Origin of the sequence: Corynebacterium sp. p3-SID1194 (assembly GCF_025144155.1) — a bacterium.
GTDB lineage: Bacteria > Actinomycetota > Actinomycetes > Mycobacteriales > Mycobacteriaceae > Corynebacterium.
Map to the genome: position 1 here is coordinate 1 of NZ_JALXWY010000016.1, position 23,839 is coordinate 23,839.

The following is a 23,839-nucleotide window of genomic DNA, read 5'->3' on the forward strand; positions in this document are numbered from 1 at the left end:
CTGTCGGATGGCACCACGATGACTGGTGCGGAGTACCTGGCCCACCATCACTCCAAAGACCTTGAGGTGGCACTCTTCCACCCGCAGGTAGGTCCGGTGAACCTGTACAGCACGAAACGGTTCGCTAATAAGAAACAACGCGACCTCGCCCGGGCAACACTGACGACGTGTCCGGTGCCGGATTGCCGGCATGCTGCTGATAACTGCGAGGTCCACCACATTGAACCGTGGGCCCGCGGTGGGCAGACGAACATGAACAACCTGTCGGTGTTGTGCAGGTATCACAACCGCACCAACGATGATGACCCCGACAGGCATAACAGGGGTCGAATACAGGTGCGCGATGGGACACCGACATGGGTTTCACCGCGCGGAACACCAGTACCGAACAGCACACACCAATACGGTGCGATGCACCTACTGTTCGGGAAATAGCGAAAAGGCCGCAGACACAGTCTGACCACGCTCATCGCGTGAATTAGGCATGTCCACGGCCACTTCGGCGCGCCCGAAAACTAGCGCATGAGGTCGCGGCCGTATTTGAGCGCGAAGGTCAGGGCCTGAGCCCACCGCTCGGGGGCAATGCCGTCGGGGCCGGCAATGGGAACGATGCGCTGTTCGGAAACCGTGCGGGACTCGGTGTACTTCAGCAGGCCGCCGTCGCCGTGGCGGCGCCCGACACCGGAACGCTTCCAGCCACCCATCGGCGCGCCGATGGAGGACCAGCCGGCACCGTAGCCTTCATTGATGTTCACGGTGCCCGCCTGGAGCTGGGACGCGATCTCGTGGGCGGTGGACGGCTTACCGAAGACGGAGGCGTTCAATCCGTACTCGGTGTCGTTCGCCTTGGCGATGGCTTCTTCGTGGGAGTCGACGACCTCGATGTAGACGACTGGACCGAAGACTTCTTCGCGGTACAGGCGCGCATCTTCGGGTACGTTGAGGAGAACGGTCGGGGCGTAGAACGCGGGCCCGAGGTCGGTGAGGCGCTTGCCGCCGGTGGCAACGGTCGCACCCTTGCTCACGGCATCGTCGACGAATTCAGCGACGGTGTCAGCCTGGTCTTCGTTGATGAGGGAGCCCATGTCGATGTCCCAGTCGTGGCCGCCGCCGATACGCATCTTTTCGACGCAGCGCACGAACGCCGGAATGAACTTGTCAGCCACGGCGCGATGAACGTACATGCGCTCAATGGAGATGCACAGCTGACCGGTGTTGGAGAAGCAGGCGTGGCGAACACCGCTGACGACCTTGTCCACATCGGCGTCGGCCGTGACGATCAGCGGGTTCTTGCCGCCGAGCTCGCCGGAGAATCCGATGAGACGTTCACCGGCCTGCGCAGCCAGTTTCGCGCCGGTGGCAGAGGAACCGGTGAACATCAGGTAGTCGGTCTCTTGCACGAGCAGCTGTCCGACTTCGCGGCCGGAGCCGGGCACGACGTTGAGAACGTCCTTCGGCAGGCCAGCCTCGGCGAACAGTTCAGCGGCGCGCAGCGCGGTCAGCGGGGTAGAGGAGTCGGGTTTGAGCACGACGGTGTTGCCGGCGAGGATCGCGGGGATAGCGTCGGAAAGGCTGAGCACGAGCGGGTAGTTCCACGGTGCGATGATGCCCACAACGCCGACGGGCGCATGCTCGACGCGGGTCTTCGTGGCGATCGGCAGGGCGACTTTCGCGCCCTCGCTCTTGAGCAGCTTGCCTGCGCGGTATGCGTAGTGGCGGGCGGTCAAGGCGCTGTCGAGAACTTCCTCGAAAGCGGAGCGGCGGTTCTTGCCGTTCTCGTCCTGGATGAGGTCGAGCAGTTCCTTCTGGTGCTTCAGCACGAGGTCGTGGTAGCGCAGCATGATCTTTTTGCGCTCTTTGACCGGGGTGGCGGCCCATTCGGGCTGTTTGGCGCGGGCGCGCTCGATGTACTCGCGGGCGGTGTCCGCGGAGTGGTAGTTCGTCGTGCCGACGATGGTGCCGTCAGCAGGGTTTTTGATGGTTTTGGTCGAATTGTCCTGGTTAAGCAGCGTCGTCATAGTCCCCAAAGATAATGCACGGGCACCACCCCGCACAGGTCCTTTGGTGAGAAAAATTAAACGCCCAGGAAGCGCCGCACAAGGCTGCGGTATGCGCGTGCGGTCAGTTCGACGTCCTCGACGTGGACATATTCGTCGTGGGAGTGGAGCTGGTCGAGCACTTCGCCGAATCCGCGTCCGGCGGCGTGGAGGGCGAAGCCGTAGCCGACACCACCGAGTCGTCGACCGAAGCGCAGGTCGGAGCCGCCGGCGGCAATGGTGGGCACGATATCGGCGGTGGGGAAAAATTCGCGGTAGGTGTCCACGATGGCGTCGTAAAGCGGGCCCGATGCGGGCGAGACGGTCGCTTCTTCGGTGATCAAATGCTCGATGTGGACGCGTTCGGCCAGGTCGCCCAGAGCTTCACGCAGCAGCTTATCGACGTCCTCCTGCCCCTGCCCCGGCAACGGCCTGATATCCAGCTCGACGTACGCCGTAGACGGGAGCACGTTGATCGCGCCGCCGGCACGCAGCACGGTGGGGGAGACGGTGAGGTGGCTCATGGCGTGCGAGTACCGCGCCAGCGGGCCGAATGCCTCGTAGTTCTCGCCCGCGATGAGCGCCGCCTCGGTCCCCGGGTCGAAGCGGAAGGAGCGGACGTAGCCCTGCCAGATATCGTCGGACACGACATCAGGTTCGATCGCCGCTAATCGACGCGCCACCTCACCGATCAACCCCACCGTGATCTCCCGGCCGTACGGCGCCGAGCCGTGCCCCGCGTCCCCGTGAATGGTGATGCGCCTTTGAGCTGCGCCTTTCTCACCGACGACGACCACAATCGCGTCGCCGCCGTCTGAACCCTGCACCGGGATATGCGATCCTCCCGTTTCCGAGAGGCAGTTGCGCCAGCTGAAGGCCTCAGGCTCATTCTTCGCGATCCAGCCCGCGCCGAGACCTCCGCGCGCCTCCTCGTCGGCGCAAGCGACGAAGGTGAGGGTGCCGCGCGGCGGATTTCCAGCCTGTGCCTCAAGTGCGACTTCCCTGGTCACAGCGGCCATCGACGCGGTGATGAAGAGCATATCGGTGGCGCCGCGTCCGTAGATCCGGGCACCGTCTTCAGCCTCGACGACCTTGGCCCCGAAGGGATCTTGAGTCCACTTTTCCTCGTCGACGGGAACGACATCGGTGTGGCCGAGCAGCGTCAACGGTTCGGCATCCGGGTCACTGCCGGGGACGGTGAAAGCGACGGAGACGCGGCCGGGGTGCGGTTCGAAGCGGCGCACCTCAACACTGTCGCCGGCGTCCGCGAAGAAATCCTCGAGGGTCTGCGCATTACGCACCTCATTGCCCGAATCCGCGGTGAGATCGTTGACGCAAGCGTTGCGGATGAGCTGTTTCAGCAGCTCGATCGTCGTGTGCTCTAACCCTGGTGTCATTCGTTCTCCTCGTTCTGAATCATCGGCATTTCTTTCATTCCTTCACCGAGTTGGGCCTGGTCGCCCTGCTCGCCTTCGGTGCCCTCTTTCAGATGAAGCTGGTCTGTCGACTCGGCGAGCAACGCAGCCAGCTGGTTCAGGGCCTCCTGGCAATCCTGCTCGGAACCGAGGACGGAGCGGGCGGCGATGGCGATGCCGTAATCGGTGCCGTCGATGGTGAAGAAGCCGAGCTGGCGGACGTGGAAAGAAGCGTCGTCGGCATCGGACCAGCCGCCCTTGAACGGAATGTCGGCGATGGTGCCCAGCCCGTAGCTGTGCTCGGGGTTGATCTTATGCATCTCTTGGATGACGGGGTTGTCGTCGGGCACAGACGCCAAGTATTGGGCGTAGCGGGCCTGAGCTGGGACGGGCCAAGTGGTCACGCCGAAAGCAGGTTCGACGTGGACAGACACGCCAGCCTTGGCGATCTCCTCGCCGACGAGCTGGCTCGCCTCCGCGTCGGTGCCGAGGCAGCGCCAGAGGTAGTAAGCGGCGTCATTATCCGACCACTCGATGGCGGCGGTGGTCTGCTCGAGGACGAAGTCCCTGTCGGGGCAGTGCTCTAAGGCGGTCAGGGCGATAGGGACCTTGATGGTGGACCAGGCGGGAAGGGCGCCGCCGGAGCCGGAATTGGTGGAGGAGGAGCCGTCGAAAAGCGAAAAGGTTGTTTGCGTGTTGGTGGCGGCCTCGATCTCGGCGACCTTTTCGTCGATGCCGTCGAGGTTCGGCCCGGTAGCCTCGGGCGCGGGTGCCTCGGCGGGGGCGGATGGCGGAGCGGGTGCAGCGGGTTCTGACGGCCCAGAGCACGAGGCGAGAACCAGTGGAAACAGGGCGAGCAGAGATGCCAAGCGGGGTTTCCTAGATGCGGTGTTGATCACAGCAAAGAACTTTAGCCCGTCAATTTCTGTGTTTCAGTAGGGTTGGGCGCATGGGAGCGTTAGAGGTTGTGGGAAGCGTTGACGGGGCCGTCGATAAGCTGATCGAGCTGTATGCCGCTGCCTGCGAACGCGCGCGTGGCGGCGGGGACTACGCGCAGGTGCTGTATCCCAAGATCGCGGTCGAGATCAAGGAATGGAAGCCGATCGACCGCTCCGAACCGTTCGGTTATGTCGACGAAGCGGGCGTGTACTCGGCGGCGTTGTCGCGGCCCGACCTCATGTCGAGCTACCTCCGCCATCAACTGCGGTGCCTGACAGATAATTACGACGCGGAGATCTCGGTCGGTTACTCCGACATCGGGATCGCGCCCGAGTACATCCGTGGCGCGAAGCGCGGGACCGACGCGACAATTCCGCGCCCCACGCTCGACGACGTCCACGACGCAATTATCGACGGCGACTGGGATGCCTTCCACGGCCCCGAGAAGCCCCTGTTCCACTTCGGGCCGCAACGTTTCGACATCGCCTGCGCGCGCATTGAGCATTACACCGGCATCGAGGTCGATTCGGTGCAGAAATTCATCCTTTTCACGAACTACGAGATGCACACGCGCGAGTTCGTGAAATTCGGGTTGAGCCAGCTTGCCGACGACGCCACGCGCTACAACGCCCTCATCCTCCCCAACGGCACGCGCATCGAGCGTGGCGACGTCGACGGCATCGACGCTTTGGCCATGAACCTCGCCTCGAAGTACCAGATGCCGCGCTTCGATCTCGTGGCCGACGGCAATAGCGGCGTGACCATGATCAATATCGGTGTCGGGCCGTCGAATGCCAAGACGATCACAGACTGCCTGGCTGTTCTGCGTCCCGAATGCTGGATCATGATCGGCCACTGCGCCGGCCTGGACGCCCGCATGCGCATCGGTGACCTCATCTTGGGCAACGCCTACGAGCGTCGCGACCACGTTCTGCACAGCCACATCGACCCCGAAACGCCCATTCCCGCCGTGCCGGAAATCCAGCGCACCCTGGAGAAATCCGTGAAGAGGATCTACGGCGAAGAAGAGCAGTCGCTCATGCGCACCGGCACGGTGCTGTCCACCGACGACCGCAACTGGGAGTGGCAAGCTCCGCGCGACCTGTGGGAGTGGCTGCGCAATTCGACGGCGGCGGCCGTGGACATGGAATCCTCCACCATCGCAGCGAACGGCTACCGCTACCGCGTCCCGTACGGCACCCTGCTCGCCGTGTCGGACCTGCCGCTGCACGCCGTGCCGAAACTGCCGGCAGCCGCCCAGGCCTTCTACTCCAACTCGAAGGAAGCGCACGTCATGTGCGCGGTGCGCGCCGTGGAGCGTTTGGCCAAGCACCCGGAGCGCCTGCGCACACGCAAACTACGCCGCGCCCAGGGCGAGGTCCCGTTCCGTTGACGCCCCGCAAGGAGGACGCCTCGTTCCCCGAGCCCGAATTCACGGACCCCGCGGTCGAGCTCGCGCACCGCAGCGCGATCCGCTCCATCGAACGCGTCGTGCACGAGACCGCCACACCGACGCCGCCGCAGCAGGCGCTCGACTTCGTCGCGGACCTGTTTCGGAACGGTCCGGCGCTGGTCGTCACGGGTGCAGGGGTGTCCACGGCGTCGGGGATCCCGGACTATCGCTCCCCGGGCGGGCGCTTGTCGAAAGGCCGCCCGATGACGTACCAGGAGTTCGCGCATTCGCGGGCGTCGGTGCGCCGCTATTGGGCACGCGCGTTCGTCGGCATCCGCCAGATGCGCGCGACCTCGCCGAACCGCGCGCATTTCGCGCTCGTGGAGCTGGAGCGAGCCGGGCTGATCAGCGGAATCATCACGCAGAACGTCGACGGACTCCACACCCAAGCCGGCTCGCGCAACGTCATCGCGCTCCACGGAGACATGGAACATGTCGTGTGTCTCGATTGCGGTTTCAAAGAAACACGCACGCTTTTCGACGCCCGCCTCAACCGCGCCAACCCCGGCTACCTGCAAACAGTCCTGGTGGATGACACCATGATCAACCCCGACGGCGACGTCGAGCTGCCCGAGGAAGCAGTCCGCGCCTTCACTATGGTGGAGTGCTCGCAGTGCGGGGGGTGGCGCATGAAACCGGACGTGGTGTATTTCGGGGAGAACGTGCCGAGGGGGCGTCGTCAAGCAGTCGGCGAGTGGCTGGATGCGTCGACGTCGCTGATCGCAGTGGGCACCTCCCTTGCTGTGATGAGCGGGTACCGGCTCGTGCTCGACGCGCGCGCCGCCGGCAAACCCGTCGCCGTCATCAACGGCGGGCCCGGACGCGCCGACACGAAAGCCGATGCCGTGTGGCGCACCGACGTCGGCGACGCCCTCGACGCGATTTTGGATGCCCTCGACATTTAGCGCGCCGTCGACCCATATCCCGGGCCTGCCGGGGTAGCGTTCAAAGAGTGAAACAGCTGGCAGGACGTATGACCGTGATCACAAGCCTAAGTGTGCTTGTGGTACTCATCGCGCTGCGCTACGCAGCCAACTTCGCTGTCCTCCAGAGCGTCTTCAAAACCGACGTGCCGCTCGACCTGTGGATCTACATGCGCGGCGGCGAACGCGTCACCGACGGCGTGAACCTCTACGAAGGCAATATCTTCAACGATCTCCCCTTCACGTACCCGCCGTTCGCCGGCATGATCTTCGCCTGGGTGAGCATGCTTGACGACGCCTCCGTCACCCTCATCTGGCACACCACCACCATCGCGTGCGTCATGGTCGTCATCTGGATGGTCCTGCGGCGCCTAAAAGTGGACATCAACCCACTGTCCTTCCTACTCATCATTCCGCTGCTCACCGCGTTTTTCCTGCTCGGCACCGAGCCGCTCCACGCCACCTTGTTCTGGGGCCAGGTCAACGTGGTGCTCATGCTGCTCGTCTGCCTCGACTTCCTGCCGTTGAAGTACCGCCTGCCCGGCATTGGTGTCGGACTCGCTGCCGGCGTGAAACTCACCCCTGCGTTTTTCGGCGTTCTCTTCCTCATCCAGCGCCGCTGGTGGGCTGCTGCCGGAAGCTTCATCACATTCCTCGTCACCGTCGGCCTCGGCTTCCTCGTCGTCCCCGACGCCAAAGCCTTCTGGACCGACGCCATCTTCAACTCCAGCCGCGTCGGCGACCACTTTAACTCCGGCGCCCAATCCCTGAAATCCGTGCTGGTGCGCAACCTCGGCATCGAATCCGACGACAAGTGGCTTCTCACAGTCCTGCTCACCATCGCCGTGGTCGTCATCGCCGCATGGTTGGCCGTCAAACTCGACTGCCTGCCCATCGCCGTCGGCATCACCGGCTTCGGCGCGTGCCTTGTCTCCCCGTTCACCTGGTACCACCACTGGGTGTGGATCGTGCCTATCGCCGTTAGCGTCTTCGTCGCCGCGAACCAGGCCGCAGCTCATTTCACCAGGGGAAACGCCGCGCGCTGGCAGTTCGCGGGGCTGCTGTCCGTCGGCGCCCTCGTCCTTGTCTGCTCGCCCTTCGTGGGTATTAGCGTCGCCGCGAACCTGCTGTGGGAATTCAACCCCGAGCGAGGCTTCTCCTGGATGTACGTGCCCGCCGCGCTGGCGTTTTTGGCGATCTTCATCATCTACGCCCTCGTGGAAAAGGCGCGGCGCAACCGCGCACGGACCCGCAGGTGGGCAGAGCTGCAGCGCGCTGAACTCGGCGTGGTCTAGGCAGCGCCGAATTACGGCAGCTGCACCTTCAAAGGCTCGCGAAGCACCAGATCGAGGGCGACGGCGCGGGCAATATCGCGCACCATCTCGCGGTGGGTGGGGATGAGACGCAGGCGGGCATTCTCGCCGTCCTGGAGGGTCTGGCGGACGGTGCGAGCGAAACGCGCGGGGGCTTTCTGGTCGTCGATGAAGGCGGAGCCGGCGACGACCAGCGTGGACGCACCGTACTGAGTCATCAGACTCGCGGCGACACCGCCGAGGTGTGAAGCGCGGCGGTCGAGGGCAGCGCGGATGTGGGGGTGGGTGTGGGAGAGCTGGATGGCGTCGATAAGCGAAAGCCCTTGTTTGCTGATGTTGCGGAGCAGACCGTTCGTGGTGAGGTCCTCGCGGTCGACGGCGATGGGCACGACGCGTTTGTCTTCGGTGACGGCCGCGCCGATGGAATCGTCGGCGAAGATCGCCATGATGGGCGCATCGCCGATGATTTCACCGGACTGGATTTCGGAGCCGATGATCGCGGCGACGGCCGACGAGACGGTGACGGGCACTGAGAATTGCTCGTTCAGCTGCGCGCCGATGTTGATGTCGCGCCACCCCAGGTTGGGCGCGTTGACGACGCCGTCGGGGCTGACGGCGCCGGATGTGGTCACGCCGACGGTCGCGAGCGGACGGTCGAGGTCCGCCATGAGGCGGTTGAGTCCGGCCATGATGTGCTGGATGAAGTCGTCCTGGCTGAGATGCGCGACGGGCAGTTCGACGTCGACGTCGCGGATGGTGCGTCCTTTGATGTCGAAGAGCGCGATGTAGGTAGCGGTCGTGCCCACGGAGATTCCGGCGAAGACGGGCTCTAATTCGGCGAGCTCGAGCGGGATGATGGGGCGGCCGCGGCCGGTTGATTTCGACAAGTCCATGCGCTCGTTGACGAAGCCGGCGGAGATGAGCGCGGCGATGGCGCGGGTGACCGTGGGTTGGGACAGACCGGTCGCTTCAACAAGCTCGCTTCTCGACGTCACCGTGTTCAGCCTCACCAAATGCAAGCACTTGGCGGCTGGGTTCTGGGGGCGTGAGAACGCAGACCACGAGGATTTCATGCATTCCATCTTAGAGGGAAACTAGACCATGTTGTCCATAAGGGTGCCTGAAACTCTGAACCAAGCGGACTATTAGCGGGGTTCTGGCAGCGCCGGACCCGCCTCCCGAATGCGGAAACACCCTCGACACGGTTAGACTCTGCACTCATGAGTGAACGCGCCCCATCGCTCCTTGACGCGACGTGCGAAGATTTCGTCTACGACCTCGCCGAGCTCTCGCCGACGCTCGCCACTGAGCTCGGCATCCCCGGCCACGACGACCAGCTGCAGGATTTCAGCCCGGAGCACTGGAACGACATCGCGGACCGGATCCGCGACCTCATCGCGGACGTCGACGCGCTTCACGACGGCACCGACGCCTCCGACGACGACGACGATTTCGACGAGGTGGACTACGTCACCGGCGCGATCCTGCGCGATCGCATGCTGGTGGAGTTGGAGCTGCACCACCGCGGCGAGAATCTGCGCATGCTCAATAACGTCACCTCTCCGGTGCAGGTCATCCGCAACGCGCTCACCGTCATGCCGAAGGAGACGGCAGAGGACCTGGACAACCTGGCGGAGCGCATGCTGCGGGTGCGTCGCTCGCTGGCCGGGTACCGGGAGTCGTTGGCAGAGGCGGCGGGGCAGGGCGATGTGGCGTCGCAACGTCAGATCGATGCTGTGATCAGCCAGTGCGAGGCGCTCGCGGAAGACGGCTCTTTGCTGGAGTCGATGGGGTTGGAATTCGATTCAGAGCCGGTGTCCCACGCGAAGGGCGCTTTCGCGGAGATGGCGGACTGGCTCTCGACGGAGCTCGCGCCGCTGGCCTCCCACGAGGATTCGGTCGGGCGCGACCGTTATGAACTGTTCTCGCAGTACTTCCTCGGCCGCGAGATCGACCTCGATGAGGCGTATGGCTGGTCGCTGGACGCGCTGGCACAGATCGTCGAGAAGCAGCAAAAGGTTGCGCACGAGCTGTTCGGCGAGGAGTGCACGGCGCGCGGCGCTTATCGACGCCTCGACGAAGACCCTGCCTACACCCTCACCGACAACGATCTGCTGGTGGAATGGATGCAGAAAGTCTCCGACCAGATGATCAGCCGCCTCGACGGCGAGATGTTCACCCTGCCGGAGGAGGTCAAGCACCTCGACTGCCGCGTTGACGCCGCCGGCACTGGCGGAATGATGTACACCGCCCCGTCCGAGGATCTGGCGCGCCCCGGCATTTTGTGGTGGTCCGTCCCGCAAGGTCAGGACGGCTTCCACGCCTGGCACGAGCTCGCCCGCATCTGCCACGAGGGCGTGCCGGGCCACCACGTGCAGCAGGGCATTGCGATGACGCAGCGCTCGACGTTGAACCTGTGGCGCCGCACCCTGAATTGGAATGCCGCCCACGGCGAGGGCTGGGCCGTGTACGCCGAGACTCTGATGGAGGACCTGGGCTTTTTCGATGACCCCGGTTACCGCATGGGCCTGCTCGATTCCCTGCGCATGCGTCTGGCGCGCGTGGCTGTCGATATCGGTGTCCACCTGGGCAAGAAGACCCCCGACGGCACCGGCCACTGGGACGCCTCCTACGCCAAGGCTTTCCTGCGCGACAACACCGCCATGAACGAGCAGAACTTAGGTTTTGAGCTCGACCGCTACATGGGGTGGCCGGGCCAGGCCACCTCCTATGCCCTCGGCTACCGCGACTGGATGGACCTGCGCGAAAAGGCCTGCGAGAAGGGCATGACCCTGCGCGAATTTCACGACAGGGCGCTGCGTCTCGGCTCTATGCCGATGGACATGCTGGCGCGCGAGGTACTCTGCCGCTAGCCGCTAGCGACTGTCGATCGCCCGGAGAATCTTCGGCAACGACCCTGCGAAAACCAGAATGCAGAGCAGGCGGATGAGCTGCAGCGACACCACGGCGGGGCCGCCTCCGCCCTCGGAGGATAGTGCCAGCACCGTTTCGATCGCGCCGGGGCTTGTGGCGAGGTAACCCTCGAAGAAAGTGATGTCCAGCCACGCCGACACAACGGCGCCCATCGCGGCGCACGACGCCATGACGACGACGATGAAGGTGACCGTGGCGGGCAGCAGCTTGGCAAAGCGCTTCAGCGCCGGCACGCTCAAACCGCCGCCGCAAGCCCAGCCGATGGACATGAACGCCACCACGGCGAGAGGCTCCGGCGGGGCGATGGGGACGGGGAGCAACGTCGCGATCACAGCGGTGAGGATCAACGGGCCGAAGACCGCCGGTGCGGGCAGGTGGACTTTCCGCGCAATGGGTTCGCCGATCACGGCGATCGCGATGACGAGCAGCCACATCCACCAGGTCACATCGAGTCCGGCGGAGTGGTTCTCGCCGGGACGAGGAAGAAATGACGCGACGAGCGGCAGAGTCATCGACACGGCGAGAAGACGCAGGTATTGGGTGAGGGCGACGTAGCGCATGTCGGCGCCGAGTTCGTCGGCAAGCGACATCATGACGGATGCGCCGCCCGACAGCATGGACAGGACGCCAGTTTCGCGGCTGACGGTCGGCTCGCCGGCGCGGGCCTTCCGCCCGGCATATTGCGCCAGCGAGAGTCCGCCGACGAAGCCGATTCCGATGATCACGCCAGCTGACGCGAGTCCAGGCAGCAGGTAGTGCACCAGCTCGGCGGGCGGCACGCCAGCCAAGGGGAGGGCGGCGAGCACGCCGATGATGCCGCGGCAGAAATTGTAGAACTTCGCGTTGACCTTCAGCTCGCGGCCGGTGCCCAGCGCGGAGAAGCCGGACACCACGATCGCGCCGAGGATCCACGCGGCGGGCACGTGGAGCCGGGCAAGCAGGTATCCGAGGAGCACCGAAAGGGGTGCGACGATCATCCACCGGCTGCGTTGTTCCACGGTTGGTCATAGTAGCGTGGGGGTCCATGTTCGCTATGTTGGTCGCCGCGGCAGCTCTCGCAGGCTGGGTCGATGCGGTGATCGGGGGAGGCGGGCTGGTGCTCATTCCGGTGCTCATGGCGGGCACGTCGATGCCGCCGGCGGCGATTCTGGCGACGAATAAGCTCGCGGCGGTCTCCGGCACGGCGTCGGCCGCGGTCACGCTCGTCCGCCGCGTGGGTGTGCCCCGCCAGACGTGGGGTTACGCGCTCATCGCAGGGGCACTGTCGGCAGCGGGTGCGCTTATCGCATCGCTTATCGACGCCTCCTTTCTCCGCCCCCTCATCCTCATCCTCCTCATTGCCGTGGGAGTGTTCGTGGCGTTGAAGCCGGAATTCGGGACGACACAGTCGGTGGACGATGCCCCGGTTATCACCCCGCGCCGGGTTCTCGCTGCCGCCGGATTGGTGGCCGCGATCGGGTTCTATGACGGGACGTTCGGGCCGGGGACCGGAATGTTCCTCATCATGGGGTTCACGGCGATCTTCGCCCAGAATTTCCTGCGGTCGGCAGCCATGGCGAAGGTGATCAACACCGCGACGAATCTCGGTGCTCTGGCTGTGTTCATCGCGGGTGGGTTCGTCGACTGGCCGCTCGCGATCGCGCTCGCCGTGGCCAATGTCGTAGGCGCGCAGATCGGAGCGCGCACGGTGCTCGGCGGCGGAGCGAAATTGGTGCGGTACGCGCTGCTCACACTGGTGATCGTGCTGTCGACGTATCTGGCGTTCCAGCTCTAAAGCCTGCACAAGCTCTCGGCGGAACCTACACCCGCCCACAGACTTTCCCCAGTCACTGGGATTAGAGTCTCCGGTCATGATCACAACTAAAACGGCTGTGGCGGTGACGGTGGCTGCGGATGAGGGGGATAACGCGGCGGCCGTCGATACGCAAAAAGCCGAAGAAATCGTGGAAGCTGCCCTGAAATTCGTCGGCGGCACCACCATCGAGCAGTTGCATATTGTCGCTGACTCGGACGCGTTGCCCGCGCTCGCTGTAGCCCTGGCGACCAGGGAGGATCTGCCCGATAACCTGACGCTCGTGGAGGCCGGTCACGAACTGGACAATGAGTTCGTGGTGGTGTCCGCTGAGTTCGTCTTGGCGATGGCGGGCAGCGCTACTCCAGAACCAGAGAGCCGTTGACAAGGCCCACGACCGCGGCGATCGCGCCGAGGACGACCAGGGCGACGACGACCCACTCGAAGGTGTTGAAAATCTTCTCTTTATTGGCGATGCGCGTCCACAGGTACGGGATCAGGCCCGGGATCACAGCGAGTGCGCCGAAGAGGACGTAGACGGGGTCGGCGGCGTAGATCAGCCACAGCGAGTAGATGAAGCCGACGATGCCGATGACCAGGTGTCGGCGGTTGTCGGAGGAGGAGATGGAGGGGCCGGAGTCGTCGAAACGCTCGCCCGCGTGCGGGTGCGTGAGGCCTTTGCCGCGCACGGTGAGGAGCAGAAGGTAGAGCGCCGAGAAGATGTACGGCAGCAGGTACATGATGGTGGCGAGCTGCACCATGGCGTTGTACGACGTCTCGTTGGCGAAGAAGAGAATGACGAAGAACTGCACAACGCTGGTGGAGACCAGCTGCGCCATCCACGGCGCGCCCGCTTCGTTCTTCGCGGCGAGGCGCTTGGGCAGCAGGCCGTCGGCGGCCATCATGACGATCGGTTCGGCGCAGAGCATCTGCCAGGAGATGTAGGCACCCAGCACCGACAGGCACAGACCGATGGAGATCAGCGCGCCGCCCCACGGCCCGACCGCGGCTTCGAGCACGGCGCCCATGGAGTTGTCCGGCAGTGCCGCCAGCTCCTCGCGGGTGAGCACGCCGTAGGACAGCGTCGATACGGCGACGAGCAGACCCAGCACCGACAGGAAACCGATGACGGTGGCGCGGCCGACGTCCTGGCGGGATCGCGCTTGCTTGGAGTACACCGACGCGCCCTCAACACCGATGAAGACCCAGACGGTGAACAGCATGATGCCCTGGATCTGGTCAGACAGGGAAATACCGGAGTTCTCGCCCCAGAAGTCGAGCGTGAATTTGTCCCAGCTGAACCCAATGAAGGCGATGAGCACGATGAACGCCAGAATCGGGACCAGCTTCGCGATGGTGGTGACCAGGTTCATCAACGCCGCCTGCTTCACGCCCCGGGTCAGCGCGAAGAAGATCCCCCAGGTGAGCACGGAGACCGTTAGCGCCATGACCCACGGGTTGTCCTGGTCGAAGAAGGGGAGGTAGTGGCCGAGCGTGCCGAAGAACAGCGTCGCGTAGCCCACCTGCGCCATCACGGAGCCGAGCCAGTAGCCCCAGCCGGAGGTAAACCCGATGAAATCGCCGAGCCCGGCACGCACGTACGAGTACACGCCGGAGTCCAGGTGGGGCTTGCGTCGCGCGAGGATTTGGAAGATGAACGCGATGGACAGCATGCCGACGCCCGCGATCGCCCAACCGATCAGCATCGCGCCTGGGCTGGCCACAGATGCGATGTTCTGCGGGAGGGCGAAGATGCCGGATCCGACGGTGGAGCCGATGATCAAGGACACCAGTGTCCAAATGGTCACCGAGTGCGTGCGTTGGCTTTGGGCTGTGCTCATAGGGGTTTAACTTACTGGGTAAAAGCCAAAAGTTGCGAAAACAGGGTAGTTTTATCTGTTTAATTCCGTATACGATAAGGCCATGACCAAGCGGACGATCAAGGGAAAAGAGATCACGGACGCACAGATTCAAGCCTGGGCGGACGAAGCGGAAGTGGGATATGACCCAGCGACACTTCCTCCTGCCCGCCCTGGTCGCCCTTCTATTGGGGATGGGCCTGGTTCCGTTGTTCCGGTTCGGCTTGATGCAGCGACGATCGCAGCTGTGATGGAAAAAGCAAAAGCAGAGGGTTTCGCTACTCGTTCTGATGCTATTAGGGAAGCGATCAGGAAGTGGATCAGTGCCGCTTGAGATACACGTATCTGCCCGGAAGAAGTACACCGACGAGCTTCGCTTTTGAGTGATTACATCCGTTTTTTGGTCTTCGCGGTGGCTTGCGCACTCCAGGGATCTTCGGGCCAGGGGTGCTTGGGGTAGCGGCCGCGCATTTCTTTGCGGACATCGACGTAGGGCCCGTCCCAGAAACTCTTCAAATCGTCGGTGACGGCGAGCTCGCGGCCGGCGGGCGACAACAGGTGGAACAGCACGCGCATGCCGCTGACCTCGGGGGAGGCGGCGAGGCCGAAGCATTCCTGGAGTTTGACACGCACGACGGGGCGCCCGGTCGAATAATCGACGCGCGGGTGGGAACCGGAGGGCACTTCGAGGCGCTCCGGCGCGAGCACATCCATCTCCGCAGCCTCGGGCCACGGCAGTTGCCGCATGAATGCGGCGTGAAAATCGAGCTTGCTTATCGACGCCCCCTCCGCCAGTTCCCCCACCTCCGGCGAATAGTCGCCGGCGGTCACGTCGGGCCACGGTTCACCGTGGCGCTCGCGCAGGAAATCGAGCCTGTCTTTGAGGCGCTGCGCTTTCTCCTCCAGCGACACGGCGTCGAAGTCGAAGCGGAAATCGGCGAGAGCTTCCTGTGCCTCGGCGGGGGAGAGCTTGATGGGAGTAGAGGTCAGCTCGATGGCGCCGAGGGAGGTGATGAGGCGGGAGCGGAGGCGGCCGTCGATAAGCGATGCTGTTGTTGTTTCTGAAATGCGGTGCGCGGGCAGTTCGGTGGCGGCGGCTGCGCGGATGACGGCGCCTTTCGCGGTGAGCTGGATTTCGGCGGCGGCGATCCAGTCGGATGGCGGGATCGTGGTGTCGAGCCGTGCGCGCGTGCCGCTGGCCAGCAGATATTCGCGGTCGCCGAGGTGCTTTCCCACCCACTCCGGGTACGCGGCAGCGACGACCTCACCAGCGGGGACATCGCCGGTGCGCGGCACCATGCGCGCGAATCGCTCGACCTGCTTGCGGGGCGCCTGCGCGCGTGCGAGATCCCCGCTTGTGCCTTCCGCGAGCGCCGCGACCGTGCGCGCGGCGCCGGAACCGTGCTGAAGAAGCGCGGTGCCCAGACGCGGGTCGAGCGGCATGGCGGCGAGCTTCTCGCCGAGCGCCGTGATGTCATCGTCGTCGAGTGCGCCCAAGTCGCGGAGCGTGCGCTGCGCGTCATCCAGCGCTTTCGCGGGCGGCTGGGTGAGAAGCGGCAGGTCGGGCGAGCCCCACGCGGCGATGGTGAGCGCCGCGGATGTGAGGTCCGCAGTGGTGATCTCCGGGGCGATATCCGCGTTGAAATGCTGGTAGTCGGACTGCGAATACGCGCGCAGCACCTCGCCGGGACCGAGACGCCCCGCACGGCCCGCGCGTTGGTCCGCACTCGTCTTCGCGCTCGAGACCGTGACCAGGCCCGTCATCGCGCGGGCGGCCTCGCGGCGCGGCACGCGGGACAGTCCGGCATCCACAACGCGGTTCACACCCGGCACCGTGATCGAGCTTTCCGCGATGGATGTAGCCACGACGACCTGCGCGTTCCCGTTCAGGGCATCGTCCTGCTCGGCGTTGGTCAGCCGGCCGTGGAGCGGCGCAGCGCTGGGCAACTGCGCGCACACGGCGTCGACCTCGCGTGCGCCGGGCACGAAAACGAGGGTGCGCCCGTCGTGCGGGGTGCCCGCGAGCTGCGCGACGTGGGAGTAGAACTCCCGCGAACCCTCCGCGCGGCCCGGGTGCGGGTGGTAGCTGACATCCAGCGGGTGGGTGACGGCCTCCGTGGACAGGATTTCCGCGCCCATGTGGGTGGCGAGGGCCTTCGCGTCGAGGGTGGCGGACATGGCGGCTAGATAAAGGTCGTCGCGCAGAAAAGCGACTTCCATCGCCATGGCCAGCATTAGGTCGGTGTCGAGCTGGCGTTCGTGGACCTCGTCGATCACTACCGCGCCGACGCCGGACAGTTCCGGGTCTTTGAGCAGGCGATTGAGCAGCACGCCCGGCGTGACGAACTGCACCAGCGACCCGTCCTTGTGTTCTCCGCGGATGGAGTAGCCGACGCGGTCGCCTAAGGGGGAGCCGTCGAGAAGCGCTAAGCGCCGTGCTGCGGCACGCACCGCAACGCGCCTGGGTGCGGTGACGAGTGTGACGCCGCCGTCGGTGGTGAGGTTGCTGATCGCAGGTGGCAGCAGCGTCGTCTTGCCTGTGCCCGGGGGAGCTTCGACCACCAGCGGGCCACGCGCAGGAAGGTCGCCGATGACATCTGCGACGGGAAGGCCAGCGCCGATGGTGGAAAGGTCGAACCTGTCGGTCATAGTGCCAGTGTGTCAGGCTAGTCCTGCGGTTTCAGCGAGCGGATCAGCTTGGCCGGCACACCGCCGACGAGGCTGTCATCCGGGACGTCCTTAGCCACGACAGCACCGGCGGCGATGACGCAGCGGTCACCGATGGTCACACCAGGTAGGACGATCGCGCCGGCACCGAACCAGCAGTCGTCGCCGATGTTGATGGGGCGGCCGCGCTCCCAGCCGTCGGCACGCTCTTTCGCATCATTAACCGGGTGCTCGACGGTGATGAGCTGGCAACCTGGACCAAACAGGGTGCGCTTGCCCACGTTCACCTCAGCTACGTCCAAGATCACGCAGTTGTAATTGAGGAAGCAGCCTTCGCCAAAGGTGGTGTGCGCACCGAATTCGACCTGTAGCGGTGCGAAAACTTCAGGGATGGCGGAATCAGGGGCGAGGATGCCTTTCAAGAGCTCTTCCGCACGCTCAGAATTCAAATTGCCTAAAGAATTCAGTTCGCGGATGCGTTCCCACGCGGCGTGGCGGACAGTTTCCAGCTCGTCGGAATCCGGCTTGTACCAGCGGGAGGCGCGGAGGTCGGCGAGGTTGGGGTGTTCTGTCGCATCATCAAGCGTGGTCATATGCGCAAGGGTACGCGTTAAAAAACCAGTGCCCGCCGAGGGGCACGCCTACACTGCACCCCATGAGCGAGAAGAAGATTGCAGTAGTCACCGGCGGTTCCGCAGGCATCGGTGAGGCCGCCGCGAGGGCATTAGCGGGCGACGGCTACACCGTCTACGTCTGCGCGCGCCGTAAGGAGCTGTGCGATGACATCGCCGCAGAGATCGGCGGCGTGGGAGTGGAGTTGGATGTGACGGATCAGGGGAGCGTCGATAAGCTTGCCGCACAGCTTGAGCGCGTCGACGTGCTGGTCAACAACGCGGGCGGCGCGAAGGGGCTCGACCCGCTGCGTGAGGCCAAGCCCGAGGATTGGGACTGGATGTACCAGACGAACGTGCTGGGCACCGTGCGCGTGACCAAGGCGCTGTACCCGGCGCTCGTCGCGGCGGAAGGCTTGGTCATCAACGTCGGCTCCGTCGCCGGGTGGGACGCCTACGTCGGCGGGTCCGGCTACAACGCCGCGAAATTCGGGCTGCGCGCGCTCACGCGTGCTTTCCGGCGCGAGGAGGTCGACACCCCCATCCGCATCACCGAGATCGATCCCGGCCGCGTGAAGACGGACTTCGCTTTCAACCGCTTCGGCGATAAGGCGCGCGCGGCGGAGGTCTACGACGGCAAGCTCAACCTCACGGCTGAGGACATCGCGGAGGCGATCCGGTGGGTGGCGTCGCTGCCGCCGCACGTGAATATCGACACGATGAATATCATGCCGCGCGACCAGGCGGAACGTTAAACGCGGCGTGGAAAGCTCGTCGTGTGGATGCTCGTAGAGGGCGCTACGAGTCTGCTTTGAGTCGAAGACACCGACGGTGTGCCGCGCTAGCATTGCGTTCATGATCCTCACTACCACGCAGTCAGTTGAAGGCCGGACAATCACCGAGTACATGCGCATCATCGGTGGCGAAACGATCACCGGCATGAACATGTTCAAAGACATCGGCGCGGGCTTCCGCAATATGGTCGGTGGCCGCGCGAGCTCCTGGGAGCAGGAGCTGATCCAGGCGCGCGACAGTGCGCTCAACGAGCTGTGGGAGCGCGCACGCCAGATCGGGGCGGACGCGGTCATTGGTGTTGAGCTGGACTATTCGCCGATGGGTGCGGATGGTTCGATGATGCTCGTCGCAGCGACGGGCACCGCGGTTCGGCTCGACTAGCGGCGAGCTGCTTACATAGAGGCATGGATGTAAGCATCAGCGGCGGCAGCATCAAGCTGGGCCAGTTCCTCAAGCTCGCGAATCTCGCGGAAACAGGCGGCCACGCGAAAGAGCTCATTTCTTCGGGGGAGGTCGCGGTCAATGGCGAGGTCGTCACCTCTCGGGGGCATGAGCTTATCGACGGCGACGTGGTCTCCATTCCCTCCGCCTCCCTCAATGCCACTGTGGTGGCGGACGGCGGCGGGGATGATTATTTCGACGAGCGCACCGCCAACGACGATTTCGACCCGGAGAAGTGGAGGAATCTCTAACCCATGCCCGCTTTCGAAGCCCGCGAGGGCATGCCGTACTGGATTGACCTACTCACCTCGGAGGCGAGGAAGTCGGCGTATTTCTACTCCCGGATTCTCGGCTGGGATGTCGCAGAGGGCGATTACCGCATCGCACGGCTGCAGAATATGCCGGTGGCAGGCATGGTGCCGCAAGAGGACATGCCGGACGCGTGGGTGACGTATTTCTTGTCCACCGATATCGAACGCGACGCCCAGCGCGTGGGCGAGCTCGGTGGCCGGGTGCTGGCGCAGCCGCAGCAAGTGTCCTTGGGCACGATGGCGCTGTGCGCGGATAATCAAGGCGGCTGGTTCGGCCTGTACCAGCCGGAAGGGGAAGATTCCTTCGTCGCGGCCGGTGAGCCGGGGACGCCGGTGTGGCATGAATATACGTGTACGGGGGACGTCGATAAGCTTGCGCGTTTTTATGGCGAGCTGTTCGACTGGGACATCGTGGAAAACGACGGCTACCTGCTGGCCATGCAGGACGGCGCGGCATTCGCCGGGATCTGGGACGCGCGCGAGCAGATTCCCGCGGATGTGCCGAGTTTTTGGCGCTCATATCTGGGCGTGGCCAATATCGCGGAGACGCGCAGCCGCATCGAAGGATTCGGTGGCGAGGTGCTGCGCGGCCCGGAGAATTCGCCGTTCGGGCTGCTGCTGACCGCCGCGGATTCGACCGGCGCGGTGGTGACGTTGTGCGAGGTCGACGAACCCGTCGACGAAGAGACCCTCGACGAAGGCGATTCGATCCTGCACCTGTAGCTTGGATTCCGCAGTGTGTGAATTGCGGTGCATAATGAGCCATTGTGAAACGATTCCTCGCCGCCGCGACAACGACCGCGTGCCTGCTCACCGCGCTTGCCGTGCCGCAGGCTGACGCCGTCGACGTCATTCCCGGCGACCCCGGGGAACGAACTGATCTGGCGGTCTACCACGCCGACGGCCACTGGACCGGTTCGCCGAATGCGCGCGAGTCCCGCCCGGCGCTGTCGTTGGCGAAGCTGTACCTCGGCTACTACGTCCTGGCGAACGGCACCCCTGAGGAGCGGGGCAAAGTTCTGCGGATGATCCGCGTGTCCGACGACCTGCTCGCCGTCGAGCTCGATGAGAAATACCCCGATGCGATCAACGACGTTGCCGAGGATTTTGAGCTTTCGGGAACCTACAGCGCCGGTTACTGGGGAAAATCGGAGACCACGCCGTACGACCTGGCGAAATTCGTCATGGCGATCATGGACGATCCCGTCGCTGAGCCCCTGATTCGCGGCATGGCGAATCACGCCCCGTATGCCCAAGACGGGTTGAAACAGGACTTCGGCACGGACCAGATAGATGGGGCAATCGGATCGAAATTCGGGTGGGCCGACGACCGGGAGTCCGCATTCGGGTCGGTCTCCTTCGGCCCAGACTGGGTTGTTGCTGCGATGAGCTACGGCGATATCGACGAGCACACCGACGACGTGCACGCCTGGATCGACCAGTCCGAGAAGGATCGTCTGTCCTTCGGCGTCGACCGCGACACGATCGATGCGCTCGATATCGCGAATGGCGCTGAATCGTTGACCGTGTGGTCATCGGAACGGGTGCGTTGGGGCCTCCACACCGTCGGACAACCGTTCGTGGAGCGGTGACCGTAAGGCGCGGAGGCGTGGATCATGCCCGGAGGCGGTCTGCGATATCGCGGACGATCTGCCGGTACTCCTCCGGCGTGGCGATGATCCCGCAGGTTCCCGGGTGCCCGATGGCGGCCGCGGAATAATCGGGGGAGGGCTCGACGAGCGCAGCCGCGCTGATCAGCGCATTCCCGTCCGGCGCCTCGTGGTGTGTCGCGATGATCGCGGTGGTTGCCGGCTGCTGCTTTGCGACGACATCCAGTACCGCAGCGACATCACCGTCCCGCTGTGGGCCGGGAAGGTCGATGATGGTGGTGTCCGACAGTTGGGCGATCGCCGCGATAAGCGGGCGCCAGTGGTGCTCGACGGCGCGGGGCCCGAAGCCGGGGTTCAGCGACACAGCCCAACGGCCGGCGCTGGTGTCCGTGGGCACGAACACGCGGGCACCCAGCTCGGGCAACTCGGGTAGCTCGCGTACGTCGACATCCATGCCGTAGGCGACACCGGGCATCGTGTGGTCCAAGCCTGAGCCGAGCATGAGCATCGCTGCGTGCGTGAGGCGGTCAGGCAGCGCGGCGAGGTATCGGTCCATGGCTTCTTCGTCGGCGCCTGCTGGAACGGGGTAGCTGTTCTCCATGTAGGAGACGAGCTGCGCCAATTGCTCCGCCGGCGGGAGCGAGCGTTCCACACCGCCGACCTGGAAGTCCTCGAGGTGCTGCTCGTTGACCGGGTAGGCGGCGTCGGTGTCGCCGGCAGGAAGGGGAGCGTCAGGTTCGACGGGCTCCGGGACGTGGCGCATGCGCGCCTGCGCGGCAGCGAAATCGGAAGAGTGGCCGGGGGAATCTGTCACCAGATCACCACGCGGTCATCCGGGGCGACCCACATTGCAGAGTCTTCGTCCACACCGGGGAATGCCTCGTAGAACTCGGCGATATTGCCGGCGATGACATTGCAGCGGAACTCGGCGGGCGAGTGCGGGTCGATGGCCAAGTACTGTTCCGCCATCTCAGGGCGGATCGCGGTGCGCCAGATGCGGGACCAGGACAAAAACAGGCGCTGCAGGCCGGTGAACTCTTTCCCGTCCAGTTCCTCCGAGGAGCCGTCGGCCTCGAAGGGGAGGGCGGGGCCGTCGTCAAGCTGCTTGTCTTTGAGGTAATTCTTGTACGCGACGACGGCGATGCCGAGTCCGCCCAGGTCACCGATATTCTCGCCCAGGGTGAATTCGCCGTTGACGCCGGCGGTCTCGCGGCCTTCGAGGACGTGCGGGACGAGCCCGTTGTACTGGTCGACCAGCTTGCTCGTCAGCTCTTCGAAGCGGGCGCGGTCGTCGTCGGTCCACCAGGAGTTGAGGTTGCCGGCGCCGTCGTAACGCGAACCCTGGTCGTCGAAGCCGTGGCCGATCTCGTGGCCGATGACGGCACCGATCGCCCCGAAATTCTCCGCGGGGTCGGCGTCGATGTCGAAGAACGGCGGGCGCAGGATCGCGGCGGGGAACGTGATGTCGTTGACCACCGGGTTGTAGAACGCGTTGACGGTCTGCGGGGTGGTCACCCACTCGTCGCGGTCGGCGGGCTTGCCGATCTTGGCCACCTGGTAGTCGTGTTCGAATTCAGCGCCCGCGCGCACGTTGGCGACGAGATCGGCGCCGCTGCGGGAGAAGTCGAGGCCGTCGAACGAACGCCAGGTGTCCGGGTAGCCGATTTTCGCGCGGAATTGCGAGAGCTTCTCCAGCGCGCGCTCGCGGGTGGCGGGTGACATCCACGCAAGCTCGCTGATGCGCTCGCGGTAGGCGGCGACAAGGTAGTCGACGAGCTTCAGCATTTCGTCCTTGGCTTGCGGGGAGAAGTGCTTATCGACGAACGCCTTGCCCATATCTTCCCCCACCAGCGATTCTGCGAGGGCGATGCCGCGCTTCCACCTGTCGCGCTGCTGCGTCGCGCCGGACAGCGCGGTGCCGTAGAACTCGAAATTCGCGGCGCCGACCTCCTCCGGCAGCACGCCAGCGCGGGAGATGAGGATGTGCCATGTCGCCCACAGCTGCCAGTCCGGCAGGGTCTCGGGGCGGAGCATCGCCGCCAGCTCCTCGGTGTAGGAGGGCATCATGTCGATGACGCGGCCGTCGGAAAGCCCGGAGCCGCGCAGCAGCGTCTGGATGATGGCGGGCAGGTCGCTTAGCTGCTTCGTGTTGTACGTCTTCACTGCGTCGCGGCTGGCCACGACATCCCAGTGGCTGTGCGCGATCTGCTTCTCTGTCTCGACGATGCGCTCGGCGGCGGTGGCCGCGCTGAGTCCGAACAGGCGCGACGGGTCGAGGAAGCCGAGCATGCGCTCGACGTGGGCGCGGTACTTCTTCAGTGTCTCGGCGTGCGCCGGGTCGCGGTAGTACGCCTCGTCCGGCAGGCCAAGGCCCGACTGGACCAGGTACGGGACTGCTTCGTCTCCCTCGGAATCCTTTTCCACCCAGTAGGCCAACGGGCCGGAGATGCCGCGGCGGTCGAGCTTGCCCAGGTTCTGGGCGAGTTCTTCGATGTCGGCGACGCTGAGGAGCGCGAAGTCGTCGTCAAGCGGGCTCATTCCTGCTGCGTTGATCGCCTCAGTGTCCATGAACGCCGCGTACAGGTCACTCGCGCGGCCCGTACCTTCCTTGACGAGTTCGTGCACATCCTCCTCGGCCCTGTCGCGCAGGCCGTGGAAGGTGCCGTCTACACCGCGGTCATCGGGGATGACGTGGCTTTCCAGCCAGGGTCCGTTCACAAGTCGGTAAAGGTCCTTCATA

At 64.7% G+C, this 23,839-nt stretch carries 23 protein-coding genes; 13 read left to right on the forward strand and 10 right to left on the reverse strand.

All coding sequences use genetic code 11. The features are described 5' to 3' along the window. The coding region (locus tag M3G19_RS09495; RefSeq protein WP_259902365.1) for an HNH endonuclease signature motif containing protein at nucleotides 1–435 on the forward strand (435 nt) is incomplete at its 5' end. A gap of 80 nt (nucleotides 436–515) precedes the next feature. Here M3G19_RS09495 and M3G19_RS09500 read toward each other — a convergent pair. Genes M3G19_RS09500 through M3G19_RS09510 form a run of 3 tightly spaced genes read right to left on the reverse strand, consistent with a single transcriptional unit; the run spans nucleotide 516 to nucleotide 4,350 of the window. After that, nucleotides 516–2,018 (reverse strand): succinic semialdehyde dehydrogenase, encoded by a 1,503-nt coding sequence (locus tag M3G19_RS09500; protein WP_259902366.1) that lies wholly within the window; start codon nucleotides 2,016–2,018, stop codon nucleotides 516–518. Nucleotides 2,019–2,074: 56 nt separating this feature from the next. After that, complete coding sequence (locus M3G19_RS09505; protein WP_259902367.1) at nucleotides 2,075–3,433, reverse strand: M20/M25/M40 family metallo-hydrolase; 1,359 nt, start codon at nucleotides 3,431–3,433, stop codon at nucleotides 2,075–2,077. After that, nucleotides 3,430–4,350, reverse strand: coding sequence for a hypothetical protein (locus tag M3G19_RS09510; RefSeq protein ID WP_259902368.1), 921 nt, complete (start codon nucleotides 4,348–4,350; stop codon nucleotides 3,430–3,432). Before M3G19_RS09510 ends, M3G19_RS09505 begins: the two co-directional genes overlap by 4 nt. A 50-nt stretch (nucleotides 4,351–4,400) precedes the next feature. On the opposite strand from M3G19_RS09510, the gene amn reads away from it, so the two are divergent. From amn to M3G19_RS09525, 3 genes are read left to right on the forward strand one after another with little or no spacing between them, the layout of a single operon-like run. Beyond that, nucleotides 4,401–5,783 carry an AMP nucleosidase gene (amn, locus tag M3G19_RS09515; RefSeq protein ID WP_210573572.1) on the forward strand — a complete coding sequence of 461 codons (1,383 nt, stop codon included), beginning with the start codon at nucleotides 4,401–4,403 and terminating at the stop codon, nucleotides 5,781–5,783. Continuing rightward, nucleotides 5,780–6,748: a Sir2 family NAD-dependent protein deacetylase gene (locus M3G19_RS09520; protein ID WP_259902369.1), complete on the forward strand. Its 969-nt coding sequence runs from the start codon at nucleotides 5,780–5,782 to the stop codon at nucleotides 6,746–6,748. The genes amn and M3G19_RS09520 overlap by 4 nt, the downstream gene beginning before the upstream one ends. Before the next feature lie 47 nt (nucleotides 6,749–6,795). Beyond that, a complete protein-coding gene (locus tag M3G19_RS09525; protein ID WP_259902370.1) occupies nucleotides 6,796–8,061 on the forward strand; it encodes a glycosyltransferase 87 family protein in 1,266 nt (421 codons plus the stop codon). An 11-nt stretch (nucleotides 8,062–8,072) separates the two neighbouring features. Here the strand turns inward: M3G19_RS09525 and M3G19_RS09530 are convergent, their stop codons facing one another. Further along, nucleotides 8,073–9,152 carry an ROK family transcriptional regulator gene (locus tag M3G19_RS09530; RefSeq protein ID WP_259902371.1) on the reverse strand — a complete coding sequence of 360 codons (1,080 nt, stop codon included), beginning with the start codon at nucleotides 9,150–9,152 and terminating at the stop codon, nucleotides 8,073–8,075. 147 nt (nucleotides 9,153–9,299) lie between these two features. On the opposite strand from M3G19_RS09530, the gene M3G19_RS09535 reads away from it, so the two are divergent. Further along, nucleotides 9,300–10,952, forward strand: a complete 1,653-nt coding sequence (locus tag M3G19_RS09535; RefSeq protein WP_259902372.1) for a DUF885 domain-containing protein — start codon at nucleotides 9,300–9,302, stop codon at nucleotides 10,950–10,952. Between the two features lie 3 nt (nucleotides 10,953–10,955). On the opposite strand, the gene M3G19_RS09540 is transcribed toward M3G19_RS09535, so the two are convergent. Continuing rightward, on the reverse strand, nucleotides 10,956–12,011 hold the full coding sequence (locus M3G19_RS09540) for an AbrB family transcriptional regulator (RefSeq protein ID WP_259902373.1): 1,056 nt from the start codon (nucleotides 12,009–12,011) through the stop codon (nucleotides 10,956–10,958). A 26-nt stretch (nucleotides 12,012–12,037) separates the two neighbouring features. On the opposite strand from M3G19_RS09540, the gene M3G19_RS09545 reads away from it, so the two are divergent. Both M3G19_RS09545 and M3G19_RS09550 read left to right on the forward strand, forming a co-directional pair. Beyond that, nucleotides 12,038–12,787, forward strand: a complete 750-nt coding sequence (locus M3G19_RS09545) for a TSUP family transporter (protein ID WP_259902374.1) — start codon at nucleotides 12,038–12,040, stop codon at nucleotides 12,785–12,787. 76 nt (nucleotides 12,788–12,863) lie between these two features. Further along, a complete protein-coding gene (locus M3G19_RS09550) occupies nucleotides 12,864–13,190 on the forward strand; it encodes a hypothetical protein (protein WP_259902375.1) in 327 nt (108 codons plus the stop codon). On the opposite strand, the gene M3G19_RS09555 is transcribed toward M3G19_RS09550, so the two are convergent. Next, on the reverse strand, nucleotides 13,165–14,646 hold the full coding sequence (locus M3G19_RS09555; RefSeq protein WP_259902376.1) for an amino acid permease: 1,482 nt from the start codon (nucleotides 14,644–14,646) through the stop codon (nucleotides 13,165–13,167). The two genes, M3G19_RS09550 and M3G19_RS09555, sit on opposite strands and share 26 nt — an antisense overlap. 82 nt (nucleotides 14,647–14,728) lie before the next feature. On the opposite strand from M3G19_RS09555, the gene M3G19_RS09560 reads away from it, so the two are divergent. Beyond that, on the forward strand, nucleotides 14,729–14,998 hold the full coding sequence (locus M3G19_RS09560) for a ribbon-helix-helix domain-containing protein (protein ID WP_259902377.1): 270 nt from the start codon (nucleotides 14,729–14,731) through the stop codon (nucleotides 14,996–14,998). A gap of 53 nt (nucleotides 14,999–15,051) precedes the next feature. Here the strand turns inward: M3G19_RS09560 and M3G19_RS09565 are convergent, their stop codons facing one another. Further along, the gene (locus M3G19_RS09565) at nucleotides 15,052–17,313 is read right to left on the reverse strand and encodes an ATP-dependent RNA helicase (protein ID WP_259902378.1); all 2,262 of its coding nucleotides are present in this window, start codon (nucleotides 17,311–17,313) and stop codon (nucleotides 15,052–15,054) included. 17 nt (nucleotides 17,314–17,330) lie between these two features. Continuing rightward, nucleotides 17,331–17,924, reverse strand: coding sequence for a sugar O-acetyltransferase (locus M3G19_RS09570; protein ID WP_259902379.1), 594 nt, complete (start codon nucleotides 17,922–17,924; stop codon nucleotides 17,331–17,333). A 62-nt stretch (nucleotides 17,925–17,986) separates the two neighbouring features. On the opposite strand from M3G19_RS09570, the gene M3G19_RS09575 reads away from it, so the two are divergent. The 5 genes from M3G19_RS09575 to M3G19_RS09595 all read left to right on the forward strand — a co-directional run bounded on the left by M3G19_RS09575 (nucleotide 17,987) and on the right by M3G19_RS09595 (nucleotide 21,081). Then, a complete protein-coding gene (locus M3G19_RS09575) occupies nucleotides 17,987–18,697 on the forward strand; it encodes an SDR family oxidoreductase (RefSeq protein ID WP_259902380.1) in 711 nt (236 codons plus the stop codon). A 100-nt stretch (nucleotides 18,698–18,797) separates the two neighbouring features. Beyond that, entirely contained in the window at nucleotides 18,798–19,118 is a 321-nt protein-coding gene (locus M3G19_RS09580; RefSeq protein WP_259902381.1) for a heavy metal-binding domain-containing protein, read from the forward strand. Nucleotides 19,119–19,141: 23 nt separating this feature from the next. Continuing rightward, on the forward strand, nucleotides 19,142–19,429 hold the full coding sequence (locus tag M3G19_RS09585; protein WP_259902382.1) for an RNA-binding S4 domain-containing protein: 288 nt from the start codon (nucleotides 19,142–19,144) through the stop codon (nucleotides 19,427–19,429). Nucleotides 19,430–19,432: 3 nt separating this feature from the next. After that, nucleotides 19,433–20,212, forward strand: coding sequence for a VOC family protein (locus M3G19_RS09590; RefSeq protein ID WP_259902384.1), 780 nt, complete (start codon nucleotides 19,433–19,435; stop codon nucleotides 20,210–20,212). 44 nt (nucleotides 20,213–20,256) lie between these two features. Beyond that, a complete protein-coding gene (locus M3G19_RS09595; protein ID WP_259902385.1) occupies nucleotides 20,257–21,081 on the forward strand; it encodes a hypothetical protein in 825 nt (274 codons plus the stop codon). Nucleotides 21,082–21,103: 22 nt separating this feature from the next. Here M3G19_RS09595 and M3G19_RS09600 read toward each other — a convergent pair whose 3' ends face one another. Further along, entirely contained in the window at nucleotides 21,104–21,913 is an 810-nt protein-coding gene (locus tag M3G19_RS09600; protein ID WP_259902386.1) for an alpha/beta hydrolase, read from the reverse strand. Continuing rightward, nucleotides 21,910–23,838: a M13 family metallopeptidase gene (locus tag M3G19_RS09605; protein ID WP_259902387.1), complete on the reverse strand. Its 1,929-nt coding sequence runs from the start codon at nucleotides 23,836–23,838 to the stop codon at nucleotides 21,910–21,912. Before M3G19_RS09605 ends, M3G19_RS09600 begins: the two co-directional genes overlap by 4 nt. Nucleotide 23,839: the final 1 nt, after the last annotated feature.